Origin of the sequence: Aurantimonas sp. A3-2-R12 (assembly GCF_036016755.1) — a bacterium.
Classification (GTDB): Bacteria; Pseudomonadota; Alphaproteobacteria; order Rhizobiales; family Rhizobiaceae; genus Aurantimonas; species Aurantimonas coralicida_A.
The window spans coordinates 10,712-32,771 of the sequence record NZ_JAYXIH010000013.1 but is presented as its reverse complement, the minus strand read 5'-3'; the positions used below and the strand labels follow the sequence as shown (position 1 = coordinate 32,771).

The window sequence follows — 22,060 nt, the reverse complement described above, 5'->3', positions numbered from 1 at the left end:
CGTCCCACCTTGCCTATTCGGCAAGGAGACCGCCAGCCAGCGCCGCGTCCAGTCGATCGACCGCGTCCGCCAGCTTCTGGTCGATGACATGAAGCAGCGTCGTCCAGTCGTCGTAGTGATGCAGCTCCGCCGCGCCGTCGGAAATGCCCCGCAGCCCAAGCATCGGCACCGCGAAACGCTGGCAGGCGCGCAAAACGGCGAAGGTCTCCATGTCGACCATGTCGGCGTCGATCGCCTCATAGCGCGGGCCGGAGACGATGTCGGACCCGGTCGAAAGCCTGGCCGCCGCGATGTCCGGTATCGGCGTCGGCAGCAATGTGTGGAGCGGATGGTCGAGGAACGGCGTCACGCCCTTCGCGAAGCCGAGCGGCGAGGCGTCGATATCGCGCCATGCGACCGAGGCGACCTGATAGACCTCCCCCTGCTCCAGCGTCCGCGACCCGGCCGAGCCCAGCGAGACGACGAGGTCCGGCGGGTGGCCGGCCGCCCTCAGCGCGTTCAGGGCGACGCCGGTGCCCAGCGCCGCCTCGATCGGGCCGACGCCGGTCATCAGCGGCCGGATGCGGCGCCGCAATGCCGGTCCATATTCGGCCGCGGCGGCCATGACGAATAGCACCTTGCGGCCGGCCAGTTCGTCGGTGGTAAGATCGCTTTGAGAGGGATCGAAATTCGTCATCACAGAGGGGTCCGCCGACGAGGAGCGCGATCGGCAGCCAACTCGCTCAGTTCAACCACCAGATCGCGCCGTTGAGAAGCAGCGCATAAGTGACCCAGGCGCCATACGGCACGAACAAGAGCGCTGCGGGGCGGTCATGGCGCCAGGTGAGCGCGATGAAACCGACGATCGTGCCGAGCAGCGCCATCATGACGATGAGCGCGGCGCCGGTCCAATGCAGGACGAAGAACACCGGCGACCAGAGGAAATTCAGCCCGATCTGCAGCCACCACATGCGCGAGGCCTGTAGCTCGCCGCCGTGCCAGACGCGCCAGCCGGCGATGCCGATCAGGATGTAGAGGATCGTCCAGGCCGGCGCGAACACCCAACTGGGCGGGTTGAACCAGGCCTTGCTCAAGCCGGCATACCAGTCGCCCGGGGCGGTGGCGATGCCGACCGCCGAGCCGCCTCCGACGGTGAGGATTAGGAACAGCGCCAGGACGAGATAGGGATGCCTCATGCCTGCTCCAGCATGGCGAAGAAGAAGCCGTCGGTGCCGCTGGTCCTCGGCGTCAGCGTCAAGGCCGTTCCGCCGCCGAGCGGCTTGGCCTGGAACGCCTTCGGAGCTTCGGGAAGAGCCGTGTCCCATGCGGCCGTCGCGTCGGCCACTTTGAACGTATCGCCCTGGCGATCCAGAAAGGCCGCGACGCGCGCCTCGTTCTCCGGCGGAAGCAGCGAACAGGTGATGTAAACGAGATGACCGCCCGGTTTGACGAAGCGCGCCGCCTGATCGAATACCGCATCCTGCTCGGCCATCCGCTTGTCCAGCTGCCGATCCGACAACCGCCACTTGGCGTCGGGACGGCGCCGCCAGGTGCCGGTTCCCGTGCAGGGCGCGTCGACCAGAACCAGATCCATCTTGCCGACGAGATCAGCAAGATCATCGCGCGGCGCATGGATCTGGACGTTGCGGGCTTCCGCGCGCTTCAGCCGGTCATGGATCGGCGCGAGCCGCTGGCGGTCTGAGTCATAGGCATGAATCTGACCGGTGTTTTCCATATTCGCGGCCAGGGCCAGCGATTTGCCGCCGGCTCCGGCACAAAAGTCCAGCACCTGCTGGCCCGGCCGCGCGCCGGCAAGCAGCGACACGATCTGCGAGCCTTCGTCCTGGATTTCGAACCAGCCCTTCTGGAAGGCCGCCTCGACCTGGACGTTGGGATGACGGCCGGCGCCCTCGATCGGCGCTATCCGCAGGCCATGCGGACTGAGCGGTGACGGTTCGGCGGCAAAGGGCGCCAATGCCTTTACCAGCTTTTCACGATCGACCTTCAGCGTGTTGACCCGCATGTCGAGCGGCGGGCGCGCGCTGAGGGCGGCGGCCTCGTCGGTCCAGCCCTCCCCGAACGCCGCCTCGAAATGGGCCGCCAGCCAATCCGGCACATCGGCGCGCACGGCGCCGGGCGCGGTCGACAGGTCACGGGTACGAAACGCCGCGAGATCGTCGGCGGAGGGCATGTCGGGCGCGAAACGGTCACCGTCGAGCTTCGTCGCCAACTCTTTCACGTCCATATCAAGACCATCGAGCACGGCGGCAAACACCAGCGCCCGGACGGAATCGTCCTCCATCCGCCAGCCGAGCGAACGCTTCCTGCGCAGCACGTCGTAGACGATGTTGCCGATGGCGGCGCGGTCGCCCGAACCGGCAAAGCGATGGGACAGGCCCCAGTCCTTCAGGGCGTCGGCGACGGGCCGATGGCGCGCCGCGATGTCCTCCAGAATTTCGATCGCCGCGGCGATCCGACCACCTAAACGCATGGCGAACTCCTATGGTCGGTGCGCAAATCGATGCGGGCAGGGTTCGGCAAGACGATGGGATTGGTCAAAGGGCTCAGACTTCATAGGGATTGAACAGCTTTGCGCCGGTTGGCGCGAAGTGGCGAATGTTGCGCGTGACGATTATCAGATCGTGTTCCAGCGCCGTCGCGGCAATCAACAGATCTGCGGCGTGCGAATGCGAGTGGATCGACAATTGGCCCCAGATGCGCGCGATAGGATAGGTCACCGGCAGCGTCCGATCGACAAATTCCTCGCTGAGGCCTGCAAACCAGATCGAGAGACGATCCGCACGATTGCGATTTCGGCGGCGAAGCGACGCGATGCCGCGCTCCAGTTCGCCGAAGGTCATAACGCTGAGAAATTGCTTACTGTCAGCGTTCCTTGCCAGCCAAGCCAGCACGGCGTCGTGTGGTGGCGTTTTCGCCAGTTCCGACACCACCATTGTGTCCAGCAGATACATCGGGCGCTAGTCGAACTCAACGTCGCGTGGAACGAGCATCGCGCGATCGTTCTCGTCAATGAGTTCCTCGCCAGGCCCAAGAACTTTGGGGGCCGAGAGCAGATGCCTCACAAAGGCGCGATTGCGCTCGATCTCCTGCTCCTTCATCGCATCGAAATCCTTCGCTGAGACCACGACAACCGCCGACTCACCGCGTCGTGTCACGCGTTGAGGCCGCCCATTCAGGGCCGCCTCCACCACCGCCGAGAATTTGTTCTTGGCGTCCTGCAAACTCCACTGATTGCCCATGCCGCGCCTCGTGATGCCCTGCCGACTAAGCTAGACAGTAGGCTAGCCAGATAAACTCCGCAATGGTGCGACCGTGGGTTGGCGCGACCAAAGAGCGAAGGCCGGGATCGCTCCCGACCTTCGATGATTGTCTGTGCGAGACGATGCCTCGCTTTATTCGGCGGCCTGCGGATGGCCACTGGCCGCGCCGCCGCCGGTGATCTGCGGGGTGTTCTCCGAGATCGGCGCGGCGTTCGGCTTGTAGCCGCCCTCGGCCTTGATCTTGTCCCAGGCGCGCCGGACACCGGCTTCGTAATCCGGATGCACCTTCTGGAACTCGGCCAACTGGCGCTCGCAGATGATTTCGGGAACGTCCGCCCAGGTGCCGGCGATGTTGTTGAACAGCCGTTCCTTCTCGTCGGCCTCGAGCACCTTCACGAAGAGCTCGCGCACCTGGCTGTAATCGTCGTGCCCATTGCGGTGGTCATAGCGCGCCGCGTCTCCCGAGATGCGCAGCGGCGGCTCCTGGGCCGAGCGGTCCTCCACCGCGCCGCCGAAGGAGTTTGGCTCGTAATAGGCGTTCTCGTTGCCGGTGCGGACACCGCCATAGACGTTCATGGTGCCGTCCTTGTGGTAGTTGTGCACTTCCACCTTCGGACGGTTGACCGGGATCGACTCGTAATGTGTGCCGAGCCGATAGCGGTGCGCATCGGCATAGGAGAACACGCGAGCCTGCAGCATCTTGTCCGGCGAGAAGCTGATCCCGGGCACGACGTTCGACGGCGAGAAGGCGGCGTTCTCGATCTCGGCGAAATAATTGTCGGCGTTGCGGTTCAGCTCGAAAGTGCCGACGTCGATCGGCGGGTAGTCCGCGTGCGGCCACACCTTGGTGAGGTCGAACGGATTGTACGGGGTCTTTTCCGCGTCCATTTCCGGCATGATCTGGATCTGCATCTTCCAGCGCGGGAAGTTGCCTTCCTCGATCGCGTTGAACAGCTGCTCCTGGTAGCTCTCGCGGGTCTTGCCCACGACCTGCTCGGCTTCGGCGTTGGTGTAGTGCTCGTGGCCCTGCTCGGTCTTGAAATGGAACTTGACCCAGAAGCGCTCGCCGGCGTCGTTCCACAGCGAGAAGGTGTGGCTGCCATAGCCGTTCATGTGCATTGGCGAGACCGGCAGGCCGCGATCCGACATCAGGATCGTCACCTGGTGCAGGCTCTCCGGCGACAGCGACCAGAAATCCCACATGGCGGTCGGCGAGCGCATGTTGGTCTTCGGGTGGCGCTTCTGCGTGTGGATGAAATCCGGGAACTTGTAGGGATCGCGGACGAAGAACACCGGCGTGTTGTTGCCGACGAGATCCCAGTTGCCGTCCTCGGTGTAGAATTTCATCGAGAACCCGCGCACGTCGCGCTCGGCATCGGCGGCGCCGAGTTCGCCGGCGACGGTCGAGAAGCGGATCAGCATCGGGGTCTCGCTCCCCGGCTGCAGAGCCTTGGCCTTGGTGTATCGGGAGATGTCGCCGGTGATCTTCAGCGTGCCGTGCGCGCCCCAGCCCTTGGCATGGACGGCGCGCTCGGGAATGCGCTCGCGATTCTGGTGCGCGAGCTTCTCGATGAGCTGGTAGTCCTGCATCAGCAGCGGTCCGCGCTCGCCGGCCGACAGCGAATCCTGATTGTTCGGCCACGGCGCGCCGGCGCTCGTCCTCAGTGTCTTGCGATCAGCCATGACGGCCTCCCTTTCATTGGAAAATCTCGACCTGATAATAGGCATTCGCTCGATAATCTCCAATCGTATTTGCAGTGGAGTGCAATCGGATTATCCTATCGGCATGATCACCATCCGGCAGCTCCGATATTTTCATGCACTCAGCGAGACCCTGCATTTCGGCCGGGCGGCGAAGCAGCTCAATATCAGCCAGCCGGCGCTATCGGCGCAGATCGCCCAAATGGAGGCATTCTTCGGCGGACCACTGTTCAATCGCGCGGCCAGCGGCGTCTCGCTGACCAGCGACGGCACGCTCGTTCGCGAGCGCGCCGCGCGCATTCTGGCGGAGGTCGGCGAGCTGGAAAGCCTCGCCACACTCGGCGACCGGCTGCTCAACCGGCGGCTTCGGCTCGGCATCATCGCGTCGGTCGCGCCCTATCTTCTGCCCGCTATTCTTCGCGAGCTCGGCCACGCCTATCCGACGCTGGAATGCGAGATTCGCGAGAGCGTGACGGATCGGCTGCTCGCCGACCTCGCGACGGGACGGATCGATTGCGCCCTCGTCGCTCTGCCGATCGAGAACCCGGGCATCGAAACGATCGCGCTCTTCGACGATCCGTTCCACCTCGCCCTGCCAGTCGCAGAGGCCAGCCGCCTTGCGGTTCCCGTCCCGATCGCGGCGCTCAGGCAGGAGCGCCTGATCCTCTTGGAAGAAGGGCATTGCCTGAGGGCTCAGGCGCTGGAAATCTGCCGCATCGCCGATGCCGGGGAAATGGCGGGCCTCGCCGCGACCAGTCTGACGACTATCCTGCGCATGGTGTCGGGTGGTCTGGGCGCGACGCTGATCCCGCAGATGGCGATCGCCGACGAAACCAGCGCCGGCGGCATCGCGATCCTGTCCTTCCAGGCGCCGACGCCGTTCCGGACGATCGCCCTCGCCTTCCGTCCGTCGACGGCGCGGCGGCGCGATTTCGACGCGCTGGCGGAGCTGATTCGCCGAACCGGGTCGGCGGTGCCGACCGACGCTGCCGTATCGGACAGACATGACGATCGGAAAAAGAGCAGAAAACCCCGCCTTGCCGTTACAGGCCAACACCGGGATAGTTCGGGCTTTCGCGGGTAATCGTCACGTCGTGGGCGTGGCTTTCGCGGAAGCCGGCGCTCGAAATCCGCACGAATTGCGCCTCGCGCCGGAAGGTCTCCAGATCGCGCGCGCCGACATAACCCATCGCCGCGCGCAGGCCGCCGGCGAGCTGGTGCAACACCGCCGCGACCTGCCCCTTGTAGGCCACCTGTCCCTCGATACCCTCCGGCACGAGTTTCAACGTGTCCTGCACCTCGGCCTGGAAGTAGCGGTCGGCCGAGCCGCGCGCCATCGCGCTGACCGAACCCATGCCGCGATAGGCTTTGTAGGAGCGGCCCTGATGCAAATAGATCTCGCCTGGGCTCTCGTCGGTCCCGGCAAGCAACGATCCGACCATGGCGGCGGCCGCGCCAGCTGCCAGCGCCTTGGCGAGGTCGCCGGAGAACTTGATGCCGCCGTCGGCGATCACCGGGATGCCCGCCTTGTCGGCCTCTTCCGCCGCGCCCATGATCGCCGAGAGCTGCGGCATGCCGACCCCCGCGACGATCCGGGTGGTGCAGATCGAGCCCGGTCCGATGCCGATCTTGACGCCGTCGGCGCCGGCGTCGATCAGCGCCTTGGTGCCGTCCGGCGTAGCAACGTTGCCGGCGAGGATCTGGACCTCGTTGGAGAGACGCTTCACCCGCGCCACCGCATCCAGAACCCGCTGCGAATGGCCATGGGCGGTGTCGATCACCAGCAAGTCGATGCCGGCGTCGATCAGGCGCTCGGCCCGCTCGAAGCCATCGTCGCCGACGCTGGTCGCGGCCGCCGCCAGCAGGCGCCCCTGCGCGTCCTTCGAGGCGTTCGGATTGAGCTGCGACTTCTCGATATCCTTGACGGTAATCAGGCCGATGCAGTGATTGTCGCTATCGACGACGACGAGCTTCTCGATCCGGTGATGGTGAAGGAGCCGCTTGGCTTCGTCCTGATCCACCGTCTCGCGGACGGTGATCAGCTTTTCCTTGGTCATCAATTCGTGGATCGGCTGGCGGTCGTCGGAGGCAAATCGCACGTCGCGATTGGTGAGGATACCGACGAGGCGCCCCTGGGTCTGGCCGCCGGCGCCGCCGTTCTCGACCACGGGAATGCCGGAAATACGATGCTGTTCCATCAGGGCGCGGGCATCACCGAGCGTGGCGTCCGGGCCGATGGTCACCGGATTGATCACCATGCCGCTTTCGAATTTCTTGACCTGGCGAACCGCCTCGGCTTGTTCGGCCGGGGTCAAATTGCGATGAATCACTCCGATGCCGCCGGCCTGCGCCATGGCGATCGCCAGCCGCGCCTCGGTCACCGTGTCCATGGCAGCCGACAGGATCGGGATGTTCAGCTTCAACGTCCGGGTGATCGACGTACGAAGGTCGACTTGCCCCGGCATCACCTCAGAATGACCCGGCTGCAGCAGGACGTCGTCGAAGGTCAGAGCGGTCGAACCGGTTGCGGTTTCGATGATGCGGGCCATGCCAGTCCTCGTGGGTGATACGTCCGCCGGAAAGCGAGTCGGGCGGGAAAAGGATTGGCAAGGGCTGCTAGCACGGTGGCGTGACGTTTGGAAGTCAGGGTGCCTATACCGAAGAGATCGCCCGATCGGGGACGCACCCGTCACGGCGATCGGCGGCGTTTCGCGGGGGGCTCAGTCGAGCGGCATCCGTCCCTCGCCCTCGCCGTCTTCCCCATCGGGACGTTTGCGCCGACCCTTGAAGCTCTTGGCCAGAAGATAGAGTTCGACCGAGCCCTCGCGCGAGGCCGGCGGCTTGACGTGATGGACGCTGACGAAATTCTGCTTGAGCAGTTTGAGAAGATCGCGCTCGGTTCCGCCCTGGAACGTCTTGGCGAGAAAATGTCCGCCCGGTTTGAGCGTGCGAAGGGCGAAATCCGTCGCCACCTCGCACAGATGCATGGTGCGCAAATGGTCGGTCTGGCGGTGGCCGGTGGTGGGCGCCGCCAGATCGGACAAGACGATGTCGGGATCGCCGCCCAGCGTTTCGAGCAGGCGCGCTGGTGCCGTATCGTCGAGAAAGTCCAGTTCCAGGATCGTCGCGCCGGGGACCGGTTCGACCACCAGATAGTCGATGCCGACAACGCGGATGTCGTCGCCGCTCGATCCGGTGCGTTCGACCGCGACCTGGCACCAGCCGCCCGGTGCCGCGCCGAGATCGACGATTCTCAGCCCCGGCTTCAGCAGCTTGTAACGGTCGTCCATCTCGATCAGCTTGTAGGCCGCCCGCGAGCGGTAGCCATCGGCTTTCGCCCGGCGGACATACGGGTCATTGAGCTGGCGCTCGAGCCAGCGGCGCGAGGACGCCTTCACCCCGCGCTTTTTCTTGACCTTGACGGTCAAGCTCCGGTCGTCGCCGCGTCCGCTCATCCGCGCGTCTTCCTCATCGGTTCGTTCCGCCGCCAAACACCGTCGGCGACCATCATCTCGGTCAACAGCCCTTCCCTAAGGCCGCGATCGGCCACCCGCAACTTCGGGGCCGGCCAGACCCGGCGAATCGCCTGCAGGATGGCGCAGCCGGCCAGCACCAGATCGGCACGATCGCTGCCGATACAAGGATTGGCGACCCGTTCGTCGAAGCTCCATCCGGCGATCCTGGCGACCAGTTCGTCGGCTTCGTCGTCGGTCAGCCACAGGCCATCGACCTGACGCCGGTCGTAGCGTTCGAGATTGAGATGCACCCCGGCGAGCGTGGTGACCGTTCCCGACGTGCCGAGCAGATGGAATTGGTCACTGCCGACGATCGAACCGAGCCGGTCGCGCTCGGGAAAGCGATGGATCATCTCCACCGTTTCGACCACCATCCGCTCGAACAGTTCCGGAGTGATGTCGCGGCCGCCGTGACGTTCGGCAAGCGTCACCACACCGACCGGCAGCGACGTCCAGGCGACGATGCGGCTTGCCAGGCGGCGGGTGTAGGCGCCGCGTAGATCAAGCAGCGCGATCTCGGACGAGCCGCCGCCGATATCGAACAGAACGGCGCCCTTGGCCGAGCGATCGATCAGCGAACCGCAACCGGAGACCGCCAGCCGCGCCTCGGTCTCGCGGGTGACGATCTCGAGCTCAAGCCCGGTATGCCGCGTCACCTGCTCGATGAACTCGGCGCCGTTCGCCGCCGAGCGGCAGGCTTCCGTGGCGATCAACCGCATGTTGCCGACATCGCGCGCGGCCAGTTTCTGGGCGCAGATGCCCAAGGCGGCGATTGCCCGGTCCATCGCGCCGCGCGACAGGCTGCCGGTGCGGCTGAGGCCTTCGCCGAGCCGCACGATGCGCGAGAATGCGTCGATGACCCGGAATTGACCCGGGCGCGTCGGGATCGCGATGAGAAGACGGCAATTGTTGGTGCCGAGATCGAGGGCGGCATAGGCGGGCGGGCGATGCGCGGCGGGCGCTGGACGCGCGACACGGACAGGCGCAAGGGCCGGCACGGATTTCCCGGCCGAATGCCGGTTCGCATTCGCCTCGGCGCGCGCGAGTGCCGCCGGGGCAGCATCGCGCTTAGCCCCGACCGGCGCGGATGCCCCGGCATCCGGCTTCGCGGCGCGACTCCTCGGGCGGCGCCGGCGCGGTTTTCGCGTCCCGCGCGGCTCCGCCGGGCCAGCCGACCGGTCGTCGTCTTTCGCCGTCTTGGCCGCGGCGTCGGGGAGCGCCGCATTCTTGGCCACCGCCTTGCGTCGCCGCCGGCGCTGCCGCTTGGTCAGGGACTGCCCGCCCTCGCCCGCCCCATCATGCAGGGGCTGCGGCGATGCCGGGCCGGGTTGGTAAATCCCGTTCAGATCCGACGACGGATGGTTTCTCCCACCGATATCATGGTCACTCACACGGTCTCTCCGGCGCCGCCATCCTGCCGGACGTCATGGCGCCTTTATTGGCTTATTCACTGTCGAGTGTAGCAAGCCCTATGGACAGCACAAGGGCGGGAACGGGGCATGGCGGACCGGCGGCCGGCCTCGGCAGCGCAATCGGCACCGGTTCGCGGTCCGCCGCGACTGCGGCAAGGGGGCGCATCGGTCCGGGCATGGGGATCACGGAAAAATCGCGACAGAGGGTTCACAGTCGCGCCGCCTGCGTCTATATGAGCTTGCATCCGCGGCGCCGACAGGCGGCCGGTACGGTGGGGAATAGGTTAACGGTAGACCCACGGACTCTGACTCCGTTAGTCCTGGTTCGAATCCAGGTTCCCCAGCCACACTTTTCCAAGCAAAATCAACGGTTAGCCGAGGCGGACATTCCCGCCAGACGCGAACAGACAGCGCACACCGGACGCACAAAAACCGGCACACTCTGTTCGCCATGCGTTCGGAGGTAAGGTGATGACGTCCGGTCCATCCTTCCCGGGACACGGGAACCCATGCAATGGATGTGGTCACTGTTGCGCGATGACTGCCTGCGACATAGCCGTTGATCACATGGGGGCGGAACCATTCAAGCCATGCCCGGCGCTTGAGAACGACGGCGAGCGGTTCCGGTGTGGCATACTTCGGAAGCCATCTGATTATCTCGGGACACCCGAATTCGGCGACGAGTATACGGTTGGATTGATCGCGGGAATGCTGGGGGCCGGGCGCGGCTGTGATTCAAGCGAACCAGAGCCGGGCGAAATGCCACTCGCGCTCCCTCCCCGCAGCCCTAACGATGGAGATTGAGAGCCGTGCTCTATCGCATCATCAGAATTCCGTTGTTCGTCGGGCAGATCAATATCAAGATGGCCCGGAACTCCCTGTTTTCCGAGCGCACCGGAAGCACGCCGTCGTTTGCCAAATGCGGGCTTCGCTTCACATGGCGACGTTGGCGCCGCGCTCTATCCGAGAGGACACCCGATGCCGATAATCGATGAAATCCGAAAGCGGCTCGCCAAAGCCGAAACGCGCGGTGCGGACATTGCCGAGATCAGATCTGGACTGCATGCCCGTGTATTGATCAAGGCCGATGCCTGCGAGATTGCCGGCGTGTATGCGTCCAGCGATAAGCCCACGCCGGGCAAGATTTGCGGTGTGCCGCTGGTCTTCGACGCTAAGATGCCGGTTGATGAGATCTGGTTCATGCGAGATCGTGAAGCGGTGGACAAGATCACAGCCGAGGACACCCGATGACACGAGATGAGCCCCAAACGCAAAAAACCGCCGCAGCCCATCAGGCCACGGCGGTTCGGGTGGAATAGGTGCGGAGGGGGCTAGACGGGGATCTTGAACCCGCCGTTCATGGCAAACCCGACGACGGCAACGATCACCGCGCCGCCAACGGTAAAGATGAACCATCGCGTCGCGCTCTGGATTTGATCCTTGATCGAGCAGATATCCCGTTTCAGACTGGCAAATTTCTCGTCCATGTGTGTCTGGCGTAGGCGCTCCATGTCCTTCGCGTGCTCCTCTGTCATCGATAGAGTGTCGACGCGCCTGGTGATCGCGGAAATGGCCTTCTCGGCACCCTCAACGCGGAGGTCCAGCTTAGGGATTCCGACGATATCGTCATGGTGAGCCATGAGATTGCGGAGCCTGCGAATGTCGTCCTCGTTCCACTCCATGCCTACTTCCACCCGCAAAGCTTCGCGCCCTTCCGATTTTCGGAAAGTACGGCGGCGACTTCGGCATCGCTGAGCGCGTCGACGGCTTGCGAGGACAGGCGGACCGGCTTGGCGACATCGCAAAAATCGCCTTGCGGCGGCGTCGTGCAGGCGGCGAGCAAGAGCACGCCAATGATGGCTAGTTTCCCCATCGTTTCAGCTCCATCGTTTCAGCTCCTCGCGATTAGCCGCAGGCTTTTGGCCGGCGACCTCGTTTTCGACCTTGCGGGCGTCAGACGTGGCCTTGGCGCGGTCGGCGGCCTGTTCCGCGCGGACCTGCGATTTGCCGCTGGACTTGCCCTTGAAGAAGGCGGCCGCGATTCCGGCGAAGACGGCGGCGACCGCGATGAGGATTGTTTCGAGCCCGAACATCACGCGCCCCCGTTCGGCTTGTCGCGGATGAAATAACCGGCGGCGAGGATCGCGAGTGGCGTGACGGCCACCCAGATCGCCTCGTCATCGAACTCGGGCGCGAAGTGCGAGACGGTCGCGCGAACGATGGCGACGACGGCGCCGGCTACCATCGCGGCCGTGAGCTTGTTTGTCGGGTTGGGTGTTTTCTGATCAACGGTCACTGAAATAGCCCTCCGATCCAATCCCAGGCGGAGTAGAGCGCCGCAGCGATGGCGCCGAGGATGGTGACACCCGCCACGGCCTTACCGGTGCCAGCGGGCACCGGTGGGGCTTCCGGCTCCGGTGAAGGGTCGATGGTGCGGATCGGCGTTTCCGGCGTCTGCCCGTAGCCGGCGGCGGTCAGCGCGGCCTCGAAGGCGACGGCATAGCCGGCGATCAGCGCGGCCTTGTCGGTGCCGTTGACGATGCGACGCGCGTTGCGGTAGTCGGCGGTGGCGCGGCCGATATAATCGGACAATTTCTTCCCGGTGAAAGTGCCGAGCATCATCCCCTGAACCAGAATGCGAGCGGCAATGTCGCGCCGGCAGACGATCTGCGGCTCTTTCAGAAGGTCGATGCCGAGCCGGTTGCCCCAGTCGCGATAATTCGCCCGCCCGGTGATCATGACGAAGCCACGGCCCTTGAACCGAACCCCGTCGCCGTGCTGGGTATTGCCGAGGTCGCGCCGCCCCTCATATGCCTTTCCGCTGGCGTATTCCTCCATCGCCTTGAAGCGGTCGGACTCCAGAAACGCGGTGCCGAGGATATAGGCGAGCTTCCGCTCGTCGCCGTCCCCATAGATGCCGAAGGCCGTGACGATTGCCTTGATGTCGTCGACAGCATCCTGCGACAGCGATCCGCCAAACGGCTTCTCACGCACGGTGTTGAAAAACGCGCGTTCGTCCATGTCAGTACTCCATATTTGGGTGTCTATTTCTCAGCGCTGAGCCGGAAGTGAGCCAGCCAGCTTGCCGGCCACGGCACGCGGGATGCCCATCCGCCGGCCTCGATACTGTCATGCAGCGTGGTGCAGATCGGCTCACGTGGACCGCCGCGAAGCACGTTCAGGAACGTCGAGAACGATGCGCCGAGGTCGTGTAGATAGCCGTGTTCCATGCCTGCCCTCGCATGAAAAAGGCGCCTCGCGAGGAAGCGCCTTGATGGGTTGTCGTTGATGCGAGTGGGTCGCGCGTATCGCCAGCCTCTACATGACGGGGCACGCCTTTTTAAGCGCGAGTTGAAGCCCGATTCTGTCGACAGCGCTCCGCGTGAGCTGCTCTATTCTTCACGGGGGCGGTAGGGCGGGATCTTCAGCCGCGCTTTGTGGCAGACGCTTTCTGCTTCAGCCGGATAGCAGAAGTAGATGCTGCCGGCCTCGGTATCGACCATAGCCGTGATGTCCGCGCCAAGCGCGTATGACTGGTACGTGCCGATTCCAGATGGGATCGACAGCCAGACGGATACGATCGCGGACAGGCCGAGGATGGCTGAGCCAATCACGATAGCGCGCGGCAGCTTGAGGGGGTCCTGGCGTACCAGCTCCCGCATCATCTCTTCGCTGCTCATTTCGCGCTGGCCCATGGCACGACGCTACTCGGATTGCCTGCGGCGCTCAACCTCATATGCGCGTCGGGCTTCCGCCATGGTCTCGTTCATCATCGTGCGGGCCTCTTCCAGCTCGATCTTTTGCTCTTCGCTCGTCGTATTCTCGTCAGCGAAGATCGCACGTTCGAGTTTCCGCAGCTTGCGCAGTTGCTTCTCCGCAGCAACGAAATCCGGCCAGACTTCCGCCATCACCGGATCTTCAGCTCTCGCTTCGTTCAGCTCGGCTTCCAAGGCGGCCTCCGCGAAGCCTTCCATCTGCCCCTTCATGATCACCGCGCGGTCCCGCAGGTCGTAATAGACCGAGGTGTCGACGTAATCCTGCACCTTGCCGTAGAGCCGCCGGAAGAACGGTATCTTGTCGGCAGAGACGCCCTTGCCGGAGGCGAGCTCGCCGGCGAAGGTCGGAACGCGGTCGAAGAAGAAGGCGCCCGCGCCACCGGTTGCGAAATCGAACATATGCTCGAGGTCCTCGGGCGACGGATCGACCCCGCCGCTCTTGAACTCGTTACCGCCGGTCCACTCGTTCATGAACTTCGCCAACGGCGGCGCCCATAGCGCTACGCCCTTGAAGTGTTGGTAAGCGTCCGGCTCCAGCTCGTCGAACTTCTTCGGGCGGATCGGGCCGCCGGTCCAGTTTTGGTTCTGGTACATCTGTAGGAACGGATCAGCGATGGTCGGCGCCGCCACCTGGCCGAGGTTCGGGCCGATTCCGATCGGCGAGAAAGCGTTTCCGATAGAGGCGGCAATAGTCGCCGCAGCCCCAAGCACAGACGCCCCCTGCGCATCTGTCGTCACGTTGCGGGAGACCGCCCCGATCTGCTGGCCCATGACATAGAAGACGTTGTAGCCGTAAGGCAGCGGGATCTTGGCGAACTCGCCCGGCCTTCCCGGGACCGCGAACATCAGATTTCGCTCCTTCTCCCAAGCCGGCACCTTGTCCCAATAGTTCATGTCGTCGTCTTCGTCGTCCCCTGCGACGAGCCAGTTGTACCAGTCGACGGAGAAGGCGACGGCGGCCATGCCGAAAGCTGCCCGGCGGGACCATTTTGAGCGCCAGAGCGACTGGGCAACGCGAACGTTGCCCTGGACCGCCGCGTTCGAGAACATGTAAAGCGCGTTCATCGCCGCGCCCCACTCGCCCTTGCGGTTGAAGTTGACCGTCAACTCTCGCGCGACTGACGCGGCCCGGCCCTTCGTGTACCCGCGCTCCCGCAGGTTCTTGTAGGTCGCCAGGCGAACGCCGTTCTCGATCGAGCCGTTGACGACGTCGATCCAGTCGGCCGCGCCTTGGAACGCCTCCATCACTTTGCCGCGGTTGATGGCGCCCTCGATGGCCCGGCGCTGGCTCTCGATGTCGTCGAAGTTGAAGAAGCTGATCTTGCCGCCGGATTCGGAGAACTCGTCGAACCACTTTTGCCATTCGGTCGCGTTCTTGCCCTTCAGGCCACCATAGGTGCCCACGATCGCCTTGCGCAGATCCTTCACGACGTCCTTCTGAAGCCCCTTCTGCTCCTGCTCCGACATGTGAACGAGGGCTGTCTGCAGATCACGGAAGAAGTTGCTGACGACGAACTCCGGGTTCAACGACGTGTTCAGCATCGACAGCCGCCGCGTGATCCACCCAAGGCCGCGCAAGACGATGCCGAGGTTCTCGGCGCCGAGCATCTGGAAGTTTCGCGCCAGCCCCTTGTGATGGATCGTGACGAAGTGGGCCTTGCCGCCGACCTTTACGACTACGACGTTGTCGGCGTTCTTGAAGCCTGGTGGTGCGTAGCTGACTTCAACTTTGCCGGTGGCCTTGTTGACCGAGCGGATTGGCTCGCGCTTGTCGATCTCCCAAACTTCCTTGTTCGGCGACTGCTGCGCCAGGCGCAGAAGGGTCTTGCCAACACGGTTCTTCTCGGCCCGAATGATGGCCTGCTCGGCCTGTCCGATTGCGTAGAGGAGCGGGCTGTCGGCCTTGGAGTCGCGACCAAGCGCACGCTGCGCTTCGGGACCGCGGACGCTGAACCCGGTGCCCGTGCTCGGCCCGTCTTCCGTGTCCGGATCTTCCTCGAAACCCCGCAGCGGCGCGTAGAACCGATACTGGCCTTCCCATGCGTCGTGCATCTCCTGGCTGATGAGACCAGCGTTCAGGAGCTCGGCACGAGTCTGCCGGATTATCTCATCGTAGCGAGTAGCGAGGGCGTCGTAATCGGCCTGCTTGGGCTTGGCGGCCGCAATGATCCGGGCCGCTTCCGCGTCAGACATTCCGGACGGGTCGGCGATGCCGGGATTGATCTTGCGAAGCTCGCGATTCCGCTCGGGCGCATGCCGAGCGTAGAGATACTTGTCGAGCGCGTCGGCTTTGATGCCGCGAGCCTTCATGTCGTCGACGAGCGGCTCGATGACCTTCTGCCGAAGCTTTGTGAGCTTGTCTCCGGCGCGGCCGTAGTAGAGGCTCTCGGCCATGTAGACGTCGTACGGCTCGCTCACGTTGCCGCCGGCGCGCTTGATCGTCGCCTGCATCCTCTTCATGTCGATGAAGCGGTCTTGCAGCTTGCGAACAACCGAGGTTTCGCTCGGAAGCGCGGCTGCGAACCTGGCGGAGATGTTCCGGGAGATAAAGCGCTGCACCGCGGCGCTGTCCGCTGGCGACTGGAAGCTGGCGTTGGGGTCGCGTTCGCGGACGGAGAACTGGATGCGATCGTCGTTCGGATCGAATGTGCCGTTGTTGCCGGTGGCGGATTTGATCTGGTTCGGCTCGAAGACGGCGTAGCTGTCAGCTATCTCTCCTCGGTTCCCGTCACTGAACACCATCCCGTCGTGGCCTTGGTTCGCGGCCCATTTTGCGATGGCGTTAATGAGATAATTAGCCTCACCCCCCGAGACCTCGTTGGCCCAATCGAAGAAAGTTTCGGCGTCAGCGCCGACGTCGTTTTCGATATTGTCTATGGTGGTATCTGTGGACATGTTGTCAGAGCGAATGCCGTAGCTGCCGCCCTGCTTTATGGCCGCTTTGACGGCGTTCTTTGCTTCGGCGTCGCGTAGATCCAGCAGGTTCTCCGCACGAAGATAGACTGCGGCAGGCTCCCCACCCTGCGCGTAGGAAATGGCGGCCTGTCGGTCGTCTGTAAAATAGAACCCGACGCTGCCGATCTCGTCAGCTCCGGTGTGCCCTGTCTCGAATGCGAAGTCGCTATCGTCGGGGTCGCCCCACTTGCTCCCGTGGTAGACCACCAGCGGCTTGCCGTCGGCGTCGACTACCTTGCTGTCGCCGAACCAGCGCTTGAAGGCCTCGCCGCGCGTGTCGCCGGCCACCGAGAACGACGGGTCGGCCTTCTTGAACGTGCCGTCGGGATTGCGCGCTTTCATCTGGCCGGAGCGAGCCACGTCGAAGACGTCTTCGAACGTCTGGTAGCCGCGACCGTTCAGGTAATTGCGCACGCGCTTGGCCATATCGCGGATGCGATCCCACGCGGCGCGGATGCGGCCCTTGATGCGCAGCGGCGCCTTGCCGCCGGCGTCCATGCGCTCGGCATAGATCGCGAAGGCTTCCGCCTCGATCTCGCTCTGCGACATGCGCCCGGCCTGTTCCTCGCGGCCTTCGGTCGCCGCCACGATGGCGCGCAGGTTCTCGGTCTCGGCAGCCAGGAGCGCCTTCTCCTGGTCGGTCAGGAACATCGCCTGAACGCGGTGGAAGGACTCGTGGTAGGCCAGGCGCCGGCCATCGCCGCCGGAATTGAGCGCGATCGCGATCACGTCCTTCATCGGGTGGTAGTAGCCGCCGATGGCGATGAACTTGCCGTCCTTGCCCTCGCGGCCCCACGCCTTGAACGCCTTCGCCGTGCTCGGAACTTCGATGGCCTCGTGAAACTCGACGTTGGACAGGCCGGACACACGGCGCACGATGTCGACGACCGCCTTCTGCTCGGCTTCGGTGAGTAGCGGACGAGGCTCCGCGTCAACGCCGTCCGGCTCGCCATCGGGGCGGGTCGATAGCATTTCCTGGCCGGTCGTGGCCTGGCGCTGCTCCGCCTTCTTCTTCGCGGGTTTCTGCTCCGGCTTCGCCATGTCGACGAGATCGGTCTGCCGGGAGGAATCGCCGAACAGGCCGTCATCCATCGGCCGCTGGTCGGCGTTCGGACGCAGACGCGAATCGGCGCCGCGCTGGGCCATGTCGCGGTCCGGCACGCGCTCGGCTCCGGGGATTACAAGCTGGGACTTGCCGTCGGCGCCGGCTTCTACCGGTTGCGCATCTGCTGGTCGGCTCGCAGGCGTGCGTTCGCCGCCATCAGTTCCGATGCGTGCTCGAGGTCCGCTCTCCGCTCCGGTGCGGCCTCGGCCGCCTTCTTCTTGAGCGCGCGGCTGATCTCTCCGTACTCCTTCGCCGTCCGCTTCGGTGGCATCGTCAAAGAACGGGATACGGTCTTCTGCATCGGTCGATGATCCTTCGGTCAGCTGGTCGAGATCGTCGGCCAAATTCTCGGCCGCTGTAACGATCGCGTCCTCGGGGGTCAGGCCGCGCTCGATGAACGCCCGCGCAGTCTGCACCAGCTCGGGGGTGTCGTCGAAGGCGTCCGGGTCCTTCTGATGGCTCGCCAACGCGCGCTGGAACTCATCCATGGTGCGGATCGGGTCGCCGCCCATCTCGCGACGCAGCGCCTCGATGATTGCTTCCTCGGGAATGTAGCCGTTGCCGTCGTCGGGCGCGTTCTCGAACAGCGGGTGCTCGTCGCGCACGAAGTTGTCGGCCGCGCCGATGCCGCCCTTGCGGAAAAGGCCTGGCGCGGTGCGCGCGTTGATATCCATGGCGCGCAGATTGCCGGCGAGCGGCGAGGATGGATCGACGCCGCCGGCGTCGCGCAGCATCTTGATGACGGGCTTCTTCGCAAGCGCGCGCTGATGGAGCGCCTTCAGCTTGCTCGGGCGGGCCGGCGGAGTGACTTTTAAATCAACATCGGAGGCCGGAGCATCGTTCGTGGCGCTCGGGAACTCGGCGACCGCCGCCATCAGATCGCGGATCGGCGCATCGAGGCGGATCACGCGGACGTCCTCGCCGGCCTCGCGCCTGGCTAGCCACTGGTGATGACCATCCAGAACGTACCCGTCGCTGGAGACGAGAATCGCGCGGTCGCCGCCGGTGAAGTCCTTCGCCTTCTCGACCTTGGCCGCCGAGAACTCGGCCTGCGTCGGCTTGAGACTGGCGCTGGGTACGCTTTCTTCACGGTGCGCGATGCCGCGCGCGTTCAGAAAGTTCACCATCGCGCCGCGGTTCTCGGCCTTGATCTGCGGCATGGACGAACGCGGCACGTTCAGCGTCCCGGATTCCGGCCGGAATGACGTCCAGTCGCCGTCGATCGTTCCGCCGCCCAGGTCGCCGGTCTGTCCGATCGCGACGGGCGCAGTGCGCGAGCCGTCGCCGGAGCGAATCGTGCTGGGCGCGATGCTGGTCGATCGCGGATTGAATGTCGCGCTCTCGGCCGCCGTCTGAATGTCAGCGTCGAAGGTGGCGCCGAAATCGTCGGCCGGTGCCGGACGCGCGCCGGCGATCTCGCTGTCGGGTTCTGCGGGGAGTAGAGGTGCGGCGTCAGCAGCCGCAGCGTCGGGCTGTACGGCTCCCGACAGTGCTGGCGCGTCAGCCCCGTAGGAAGAAGCAGCGAGCACGTTCCTCGGCGTCGGGGCGATCCCGGCGTCGGACGCGGCTCGCGTTTCCGCATCCAGTTCCCCCGGCGACATTTCGTCGATGGTGCTGTCGAGATCGCCGGCAAGCCGGAGCGTCGCGCGCTGTTCCGGTGTCGCGCTGGGCTGGCGCTGACCTGCTGCGTCCTCTGCGGCGGCGGCGATCTCCCGGTCGAAGTCGGAGGGGAGCAGCGCGTCCTCGGTCGCGGGCAGGCCCGGCTCGGCGCGCATGCGGCGCGATCCGTCGAAGATGCTTTTGCCATCATCGATCAGGTCATTCGGGATCGGCGAGGCGCGATCGTCCTCGGTCAGGCGCGGGCTGGCTGCGCGCTCACGATCGACCGGGACCGGAACGACGGTTTCCTCGCCGAGGAAGTCGGCAGCCGGTGATGCGCCATCCGGCAGAGTGTCGCTGGACGTGCGCGGCGTGCGCGCGGGATCTGGAACGGCTGTGGCGCCGCTGATGGTGCCGCCGAACAGCGCGCCGGCGGCGCCTGCCTCGATTGCCTGCTTCCACCAGTTTTCGTCGATCTTCTGGCCGGTCGCCTGCGCGGCGGCGGCCTCGCCGATGATCTCCTGTAAGCCTTCGGTCAGACCCTCGGTCAGCGCGCCCTTGCCCACTTCCTTCACGACGCGCCTGGTCAGAACCTCGCGCGCGACAACCTCGGCAGCATCGAACCCGAACTGGCGGGCGACGCGCGTCCCGATCTTTCCCGGCAGGATGGTGTCGAGAACGCCGATCGCCGCGCCGCCGCCGAGCGCATAACCCGGCGCATCGACGCTCGCGTCCTTGTCCTTGATCGCGCCCTGCACTTCGCCGGTGCCCATGAGAAAGCTTGGCAGGAAGCCGCCGACAAGCGCGCCGGCGACGGTGCCAACGCCCGGCACGACCGATCCGACCGCCGCGCCTGCGGCTGCACCACCGATCGACGGCGCGAAGATCGGGAGTTGTTCGCCCACCGTCTCCTTCGCCCACTGGCCGAGATCGCCCGCGCCGCGAATGCCGAGAAAATCCTGACGGGCCGGATATTGCGCCGCCTCGTCCTTGTTCCGCTCGCGCCCCTCCTGGCCGAAAGCTTCCACGCCTTCCAAGCCGGTCGCCTCGCCGATCGCCTCAACGCCGCCGTAGAGCATGCCCTGCATCTGATCCACGCCACGGCCGACAGCATCGCCGAAGGTCGCGGGCTCCTCGTCGCGCTTCAGCGAGCTCGCAACGGGCTCCTCCGCGGTCTTGGCCTCGAGCGCAGGAATGCGATGATCGAACAGGCCGGCGCCGGTGGTGGACGGACGGCTACCCTTGATGGCCATGCCGCCATCGGCAGGAAGGCGGTGGTCGAAAAGACCCATCAGATACCTGCCTTTGCCGGATCAATTCCGAGCATGCGGAGGTCCGAGCGGATGCCGGCAGCGTCACCGCCCTTGCGGATAGCGTCCTTCGCCTGCTCGATGATTTCGGCGTCGTCCATCCCGGCCGGCCGCACGACCTTCGCCGGCTCCGGTGCCGATGATGTGCCGCCGTCATTCGTGTCGCCGATGCCGAGGTTCTTCATGATGCGGGCCCGATTGCGCTGCCGCGATTCCTCGACCTCCTCGGGCTTGGGCGGCCGGATGGAATCGCCCAGCTCGGTCTTGACGGCCTTCTCGGTCATCTCCTCGATGTCGGCCGACGTGGTGACGCCCTCGCGGGCGGAGCGAACCTTCGTCCATGCGTCTTCGGGCGTTTTCGCTATGCCCTGCGTGATGAGCCATTCTGCCGTGCGAACGTCCGACGGTGCGTCGCTCTTGGACGTGCGCAGCGTCTTCACCGACTTGCCGGTGTCGTCCTTCAACGAGCGGGCGCCCTGGCCATCGAAGATCATGCTCGTGCCGTCCTCTGCGGTCACGATCTCGCTGCGGTTCAGTCGGCCCTCGGCGGCCGTGGCGGCGCGGCTCTTATCGCCTTCGCCGGCGCGGAAGTCACGGTCGGCCTGCTCGCGGGAGAGAAGCCGGCTGTTCTCGAGGTCGGCGATCGCCGCTTCACGTTTGGCCCTGGCTTCCGCCACGATGCCTTCGCCTGCGCCCTTGGCGGCGCCGGCTGCGAGAAATCCGAGAAGACCGGCCATCAGCGTGCGCCCCCTTGCATCAGACCGCCTCGCTGTTGCGGCTGCGGCCCCTCCTGTTGCGTCGGCTCCGGCTCCGGCCCGCCCGCATCGTCCTTTGCCGCGAGATCGCGGAACAGGCCCTCCAGCTCGCCGGCCTCGTCCATCTGCTGCAACATCGCCAGGTCAGCCTGCGCGGCCTCGCGGTTGATGCCGCCCGATTCCTCGAGGAACATGCGGAATTGGTCGAGTGCGCGGAAATAGGCGCCCTCGAGCGCATCCGGGTCCTGGCTGAAATCCTTGATGCCGGCGCGGCGCGACAGCTCGGCAAGATCCTCGAAGATCTCTTTCGCCCCGTGAAACAGGACGTCGCCGGCCAGCTCCTGTCCGGCGTCCTTGGCTGCGGTCATCACGCGAGCGATGACCTTTGACGAGGCGACCGCCAGACCCTCGATCGGGTCACCTTCGCCCTTGAGCATCTCGATGACGGTCGGGAAGAATTTCTCGTCGTAGACCAGCATGAACGCCTTGCCGACAAACTTGTCATACAAGGCCTGTTCCTCGGGCGAAGGCTGCTCCTCATCGGCCGTCAGGCGGCGCGGTTCCGCGGGCTGCGGCGCTGCCTGACCGGGCTGCGGCGCGGCGTCCTGCGGCATGTCGCGTTCAGGCATGTTCGGCTGCATGTGGTTCTCCAATAAAAAATCGGCTCCGAAG

21 protein-coding genes and 1 tRNA gene are annotated in these 22,060 nt (G+C 65.0%); 3 read left to right on the top strand and 19 right to left on the bottom strand.

The window, feature by feature from the left end; genetic code table 11:
* Positions 1-13: 13 nt before the first annotated feature.
* From VSX60_RS08815 to VSX60_RS08790, 6 genes are all read right to left on the bottom strand, one after another.
* On the bottom strand, positions 14-676 hold the full coding sequence (locus VSX60_RS08815; RefSeq protein ID WP_327623784.1) for a 5'-methylthioadenosine/S-adenosylhomocysteine nucleosidase: 663 nt from the start codon (positions 674-676) through the stop codon (positions 14-16).
* A 46-nt stretch (positions 677-722) separates the two neighbouring features.
* On the bottom strand, positions 723-1,175 hold the full coding sequence (locus VSX60_RS08810) for a TspO/MBR family protein (protein WP_327623783.1): 453 nt from the start codon (positions 1,173-1,175) through the stop codon (positions 723-725).
* Positions 1,172-2,470 (bottom strand): RsmB/NOP family class I SAM-dependent RNA methyltransferase, encoded by a 1,299-nt coding sequence (locus VSX60_RS08805; protein ID WP_327623782.1) that lies wholly within the window; start codon positions 2,468-2,470, stop codon positions 1,172-1,174. The genes VSX60_RS08810 and VSX60_RS08805 overlap by 4 nt, the downstream gene beginning before the upstream one ends.
* Positions 2,471-2,543: 73 nt before the next feature.
* Positions 2,544-2,951, bottom strand: a complete 408-nt coding sequence (locus VSX60_RS08800; protein WP_327623781.1) for a type II toxin-antitoxin system VapC family toxin — start codon at positions 2,949-2,951, stop codon at positions 2,544-2,546.
* A 6-nt stretch (positions 2,952-2,957) separates the two neighbouring features.
* Positions 2,958-3,239, bottom strand: a complete 282-nt coding sequence (locus tag VSX60_RS08795) for a type II toxin-antitoxin system Phd/YefM family antitoxin (protein ID WP_327623780.1) — start codon at positions 3,237-3,239, stop codon at positions 2,958-2,960.
* A gap of 153 nt (positions 3,240-3,392) precedes the next feature.
* The gene (locus VSX60_RS08790) at positions 3,393-4,943 is read right to left on the bottom strand and encodes a catalase (protein WP_327623779.1); all 1,551 of its coding nucleotides are present in this window, start codon (positions 4,941-4,943) and stop codon (positions 3,393-3,395) included.
* Between the two features lie 103 nt (positions 4,944-5,046).
* Between VSX60_RS08790 and VSX60_RS08785 the strand changes: the two genes are divergently transcribed.
* Positions 5,047-6,045, top strand: coding sequence for a hydrogen peroxide-inducible genes activator (locus VSX60_RS08785; protein ID WP_327623778.1), 999 nt, complete (start codon positions 5,047-5,049; stop codon positions 6,043-6,045).
* Here VSX60_RS08785 and guaB read toward each other — a convergent pair.
* The 3 genes from guaB to VSX60_RS08770 all read right to left on the bottom strand — a co-directional run bounded on the left by guaB (position 6,005) and on the right by VSX60_RS08770 (position 9,867).
* Positions 6,005-7,510 (bottom strand): IMP dehydrogenase, encoded by a 1,506-nt coding sequence (gene guaB, locus VSX60_RS08780; protein ID WP_327623777.1) that lies wholly within the window; start codon positions 7,508-7,510, stop codon positions 6,005-6,007. The two genes, VSX60_RS08785 and guaB, sit on opposite strands and share 41 nt — an antisense overlap.
* 171 nt (positions 7,511-7,681) lie before the next feature.
* Positions 7,682-8,416, bottom strand: coding sequence for an RlmE family RNA methyltransferase (locus VSX60_RS08775; protein WP_327623776.1), 735 nt, complete (start codon positions 8,414-8,416; stop codon positions 7,682-7,684).
* Positions 8,413-9,867 carry a Ppx/GppA phosphatase family protein gene (locus tag VSX60_RS08770; protein WP_442873073.1) on the bottom strand — a complete coding sequence of 485 codons (1,455 nt, stop codon included), beginning with the start codon at positions 9,865-9,867 and terminating at the stop codon, positions 8,413-8,415. The genes VSX60_RS08775 and VSX60_RS08770 overlap by 4 nt, the downstream gene beginning before the upstream one ends.
* Before the next feature lie 294 nt (positions 9,868-10,161).
* Here VSX60_RS08770 and VSX60_RS08765 point away from each other — a divergent pair.
* Together VSX60_RS08765 and VSX60_RS08760 are read left to right on the top strand one after the other, a co-directional pair.
* A tRNA-Gln gene (locus VSX60_RS08765) sits at positions 10,162-10,235 on the top strand.
* 631 nt (positions 10,236-10,866) lie between these two features.
* A complete protein-coding gene (locus tag VSX60_RS08760; RefSeq protein ID WP_327623775.1) occupies positions 10,867-11,139 on the top strand; it encodes a hypothetical protein in 273 nt (90 codons plus the stop codon).
* Between the two features lie 80 nt (positions 11,140-11,219).
* Here VSX60_RS08760 and VSX60_RS08755 read toward each other — a convergent pair whose 3' ends face one another.
* The 10 genes from VSX60_RS08755 to VSX60_RS08710 form a co-directional block, all read right to left on the bottom strand.
* Positions 11,220-11,570, bottom strand: a complete 351-nt coding sequence (locus VSX60_RS08755; RefSeq protein WP_327623774.1) for a hypothetical protein — start codon at positions 11,568-11,570, stop codon at positions 11,220-11,222.
* 2 nt (positions 11,571-11,572) lie between these two features.
* Positions 11,573-11,761: a hypothetical protein gene (locus tag VSX60_RS08750; protein WP_327623773.1), complete on the bottom strand. Its 189-nt coding sequence runs from the start codon at positions 11,759-11,761 to the stop codon at positions 11,573-11,575.
* A 4-nt stretch (positions 11,762-11,765) separates the two neighbouring features.
* Positions 11,766-11,981: a hypothetical protein gene (locus VSX60_RS08745; RefSeq protein ID WP_327623772.1), complete on the bottom strand. Its 216-nt coding sequence runs from the start codon at positions 11,979-11,981 to the stop codon at positions 11,766-11,768.
* Positions 11,981-12,184 carry a hypothetical protein gene (locus tag VSX60_RS08740; protein ID WP_327623771.1) on the bottom strand — a complete coding sequence of 68 codons (204 nt, stop codon included), beginning with the start codon at positions 12,182-12,184 and terminating at the stop codon, positions 11,981-11,983. Before VSX60_RS08740 ends, VSX60_RS08745 begins: the two co-directional genes overlap by 1 nt.
* The gene (locus tag VSX60_RS08735; protein ID WP_327623770.1) at positions 12,181-12,909 is read right to left on the bottom strand and encodes a hypothetical protein; all 729 of its coding nucleotides are present in this window, start codon (positions 12,907-12,909) and stop codon (positions 12,181-12,183) included. Before VSX60_RS08735 ends, VSX60_RS08740 begins: the two co-directional genes overlap by 4 nt.
* A 23-nt stretch (positions 12,910-12,932) precedes the next feature.
* The gene (locus VSX60_RS08730) at positions 12,933-13,118 is read right to left on the bottom strand and encodes a hypothetical protein (RefSeq protein WP_327623769.1); all 186 of its coding nucleotides are present in this window, start codon (positions 13,116-13,118) and stop codon (positions 12,933-12,935) included.
* A gap of 162 nt (positions 13,119-13,280) precedes the next feature.
* Positions 13,281-13,583 (bottom strand): hypothetical protein, encoded by a 303-nt coding sequence (locus tag VSX60_RS08725; protein ID WP_327623768.1) that lies wholly within the window; start codon positions 13,581-13,583, stop codon positions 13,281-13,283.
* 9 nt (positions 13,584-13,592) lie between these two features.
* A complete protein-coding gene (locus VSX60_RS08720; RefSeq protein ID WP_327623767.1) occupies positions 13,593-20,615 on the bottom strand; it encodes an LPD38 domain-containing protein in 7,023 nt (2,340 codons plus the stop codon).
* Entirely contained in the window at positions 20,615-21,370 is a 756-nt protein-coding gene (locus VSX60_RS08715; RefSeq protein WP_327623766.1) for a hypothetical protein, read from the bottom strand. Before VSX60_RS08715 ends, VSX60_RS08720 begins: the two co-directional genes overlap by 1 nt.
* Positions 21,370-22,029 (bottom strand): hypothetical protein, encoded by a 660-nt coding sequence (locus tag VSX60_RS08710; RefSeq protein WP_327623765.1) that lies wholly within the window; start codon positions 22,027-22,029, stop codon positions 21,370-21,372. Before VSX60_RS08710 ends, VSX60_RS08715 begins: the two co-directional genes overlap by 1 nt.
* Positions 22,030-22,060: the final 31 nt, after the last annotated feature.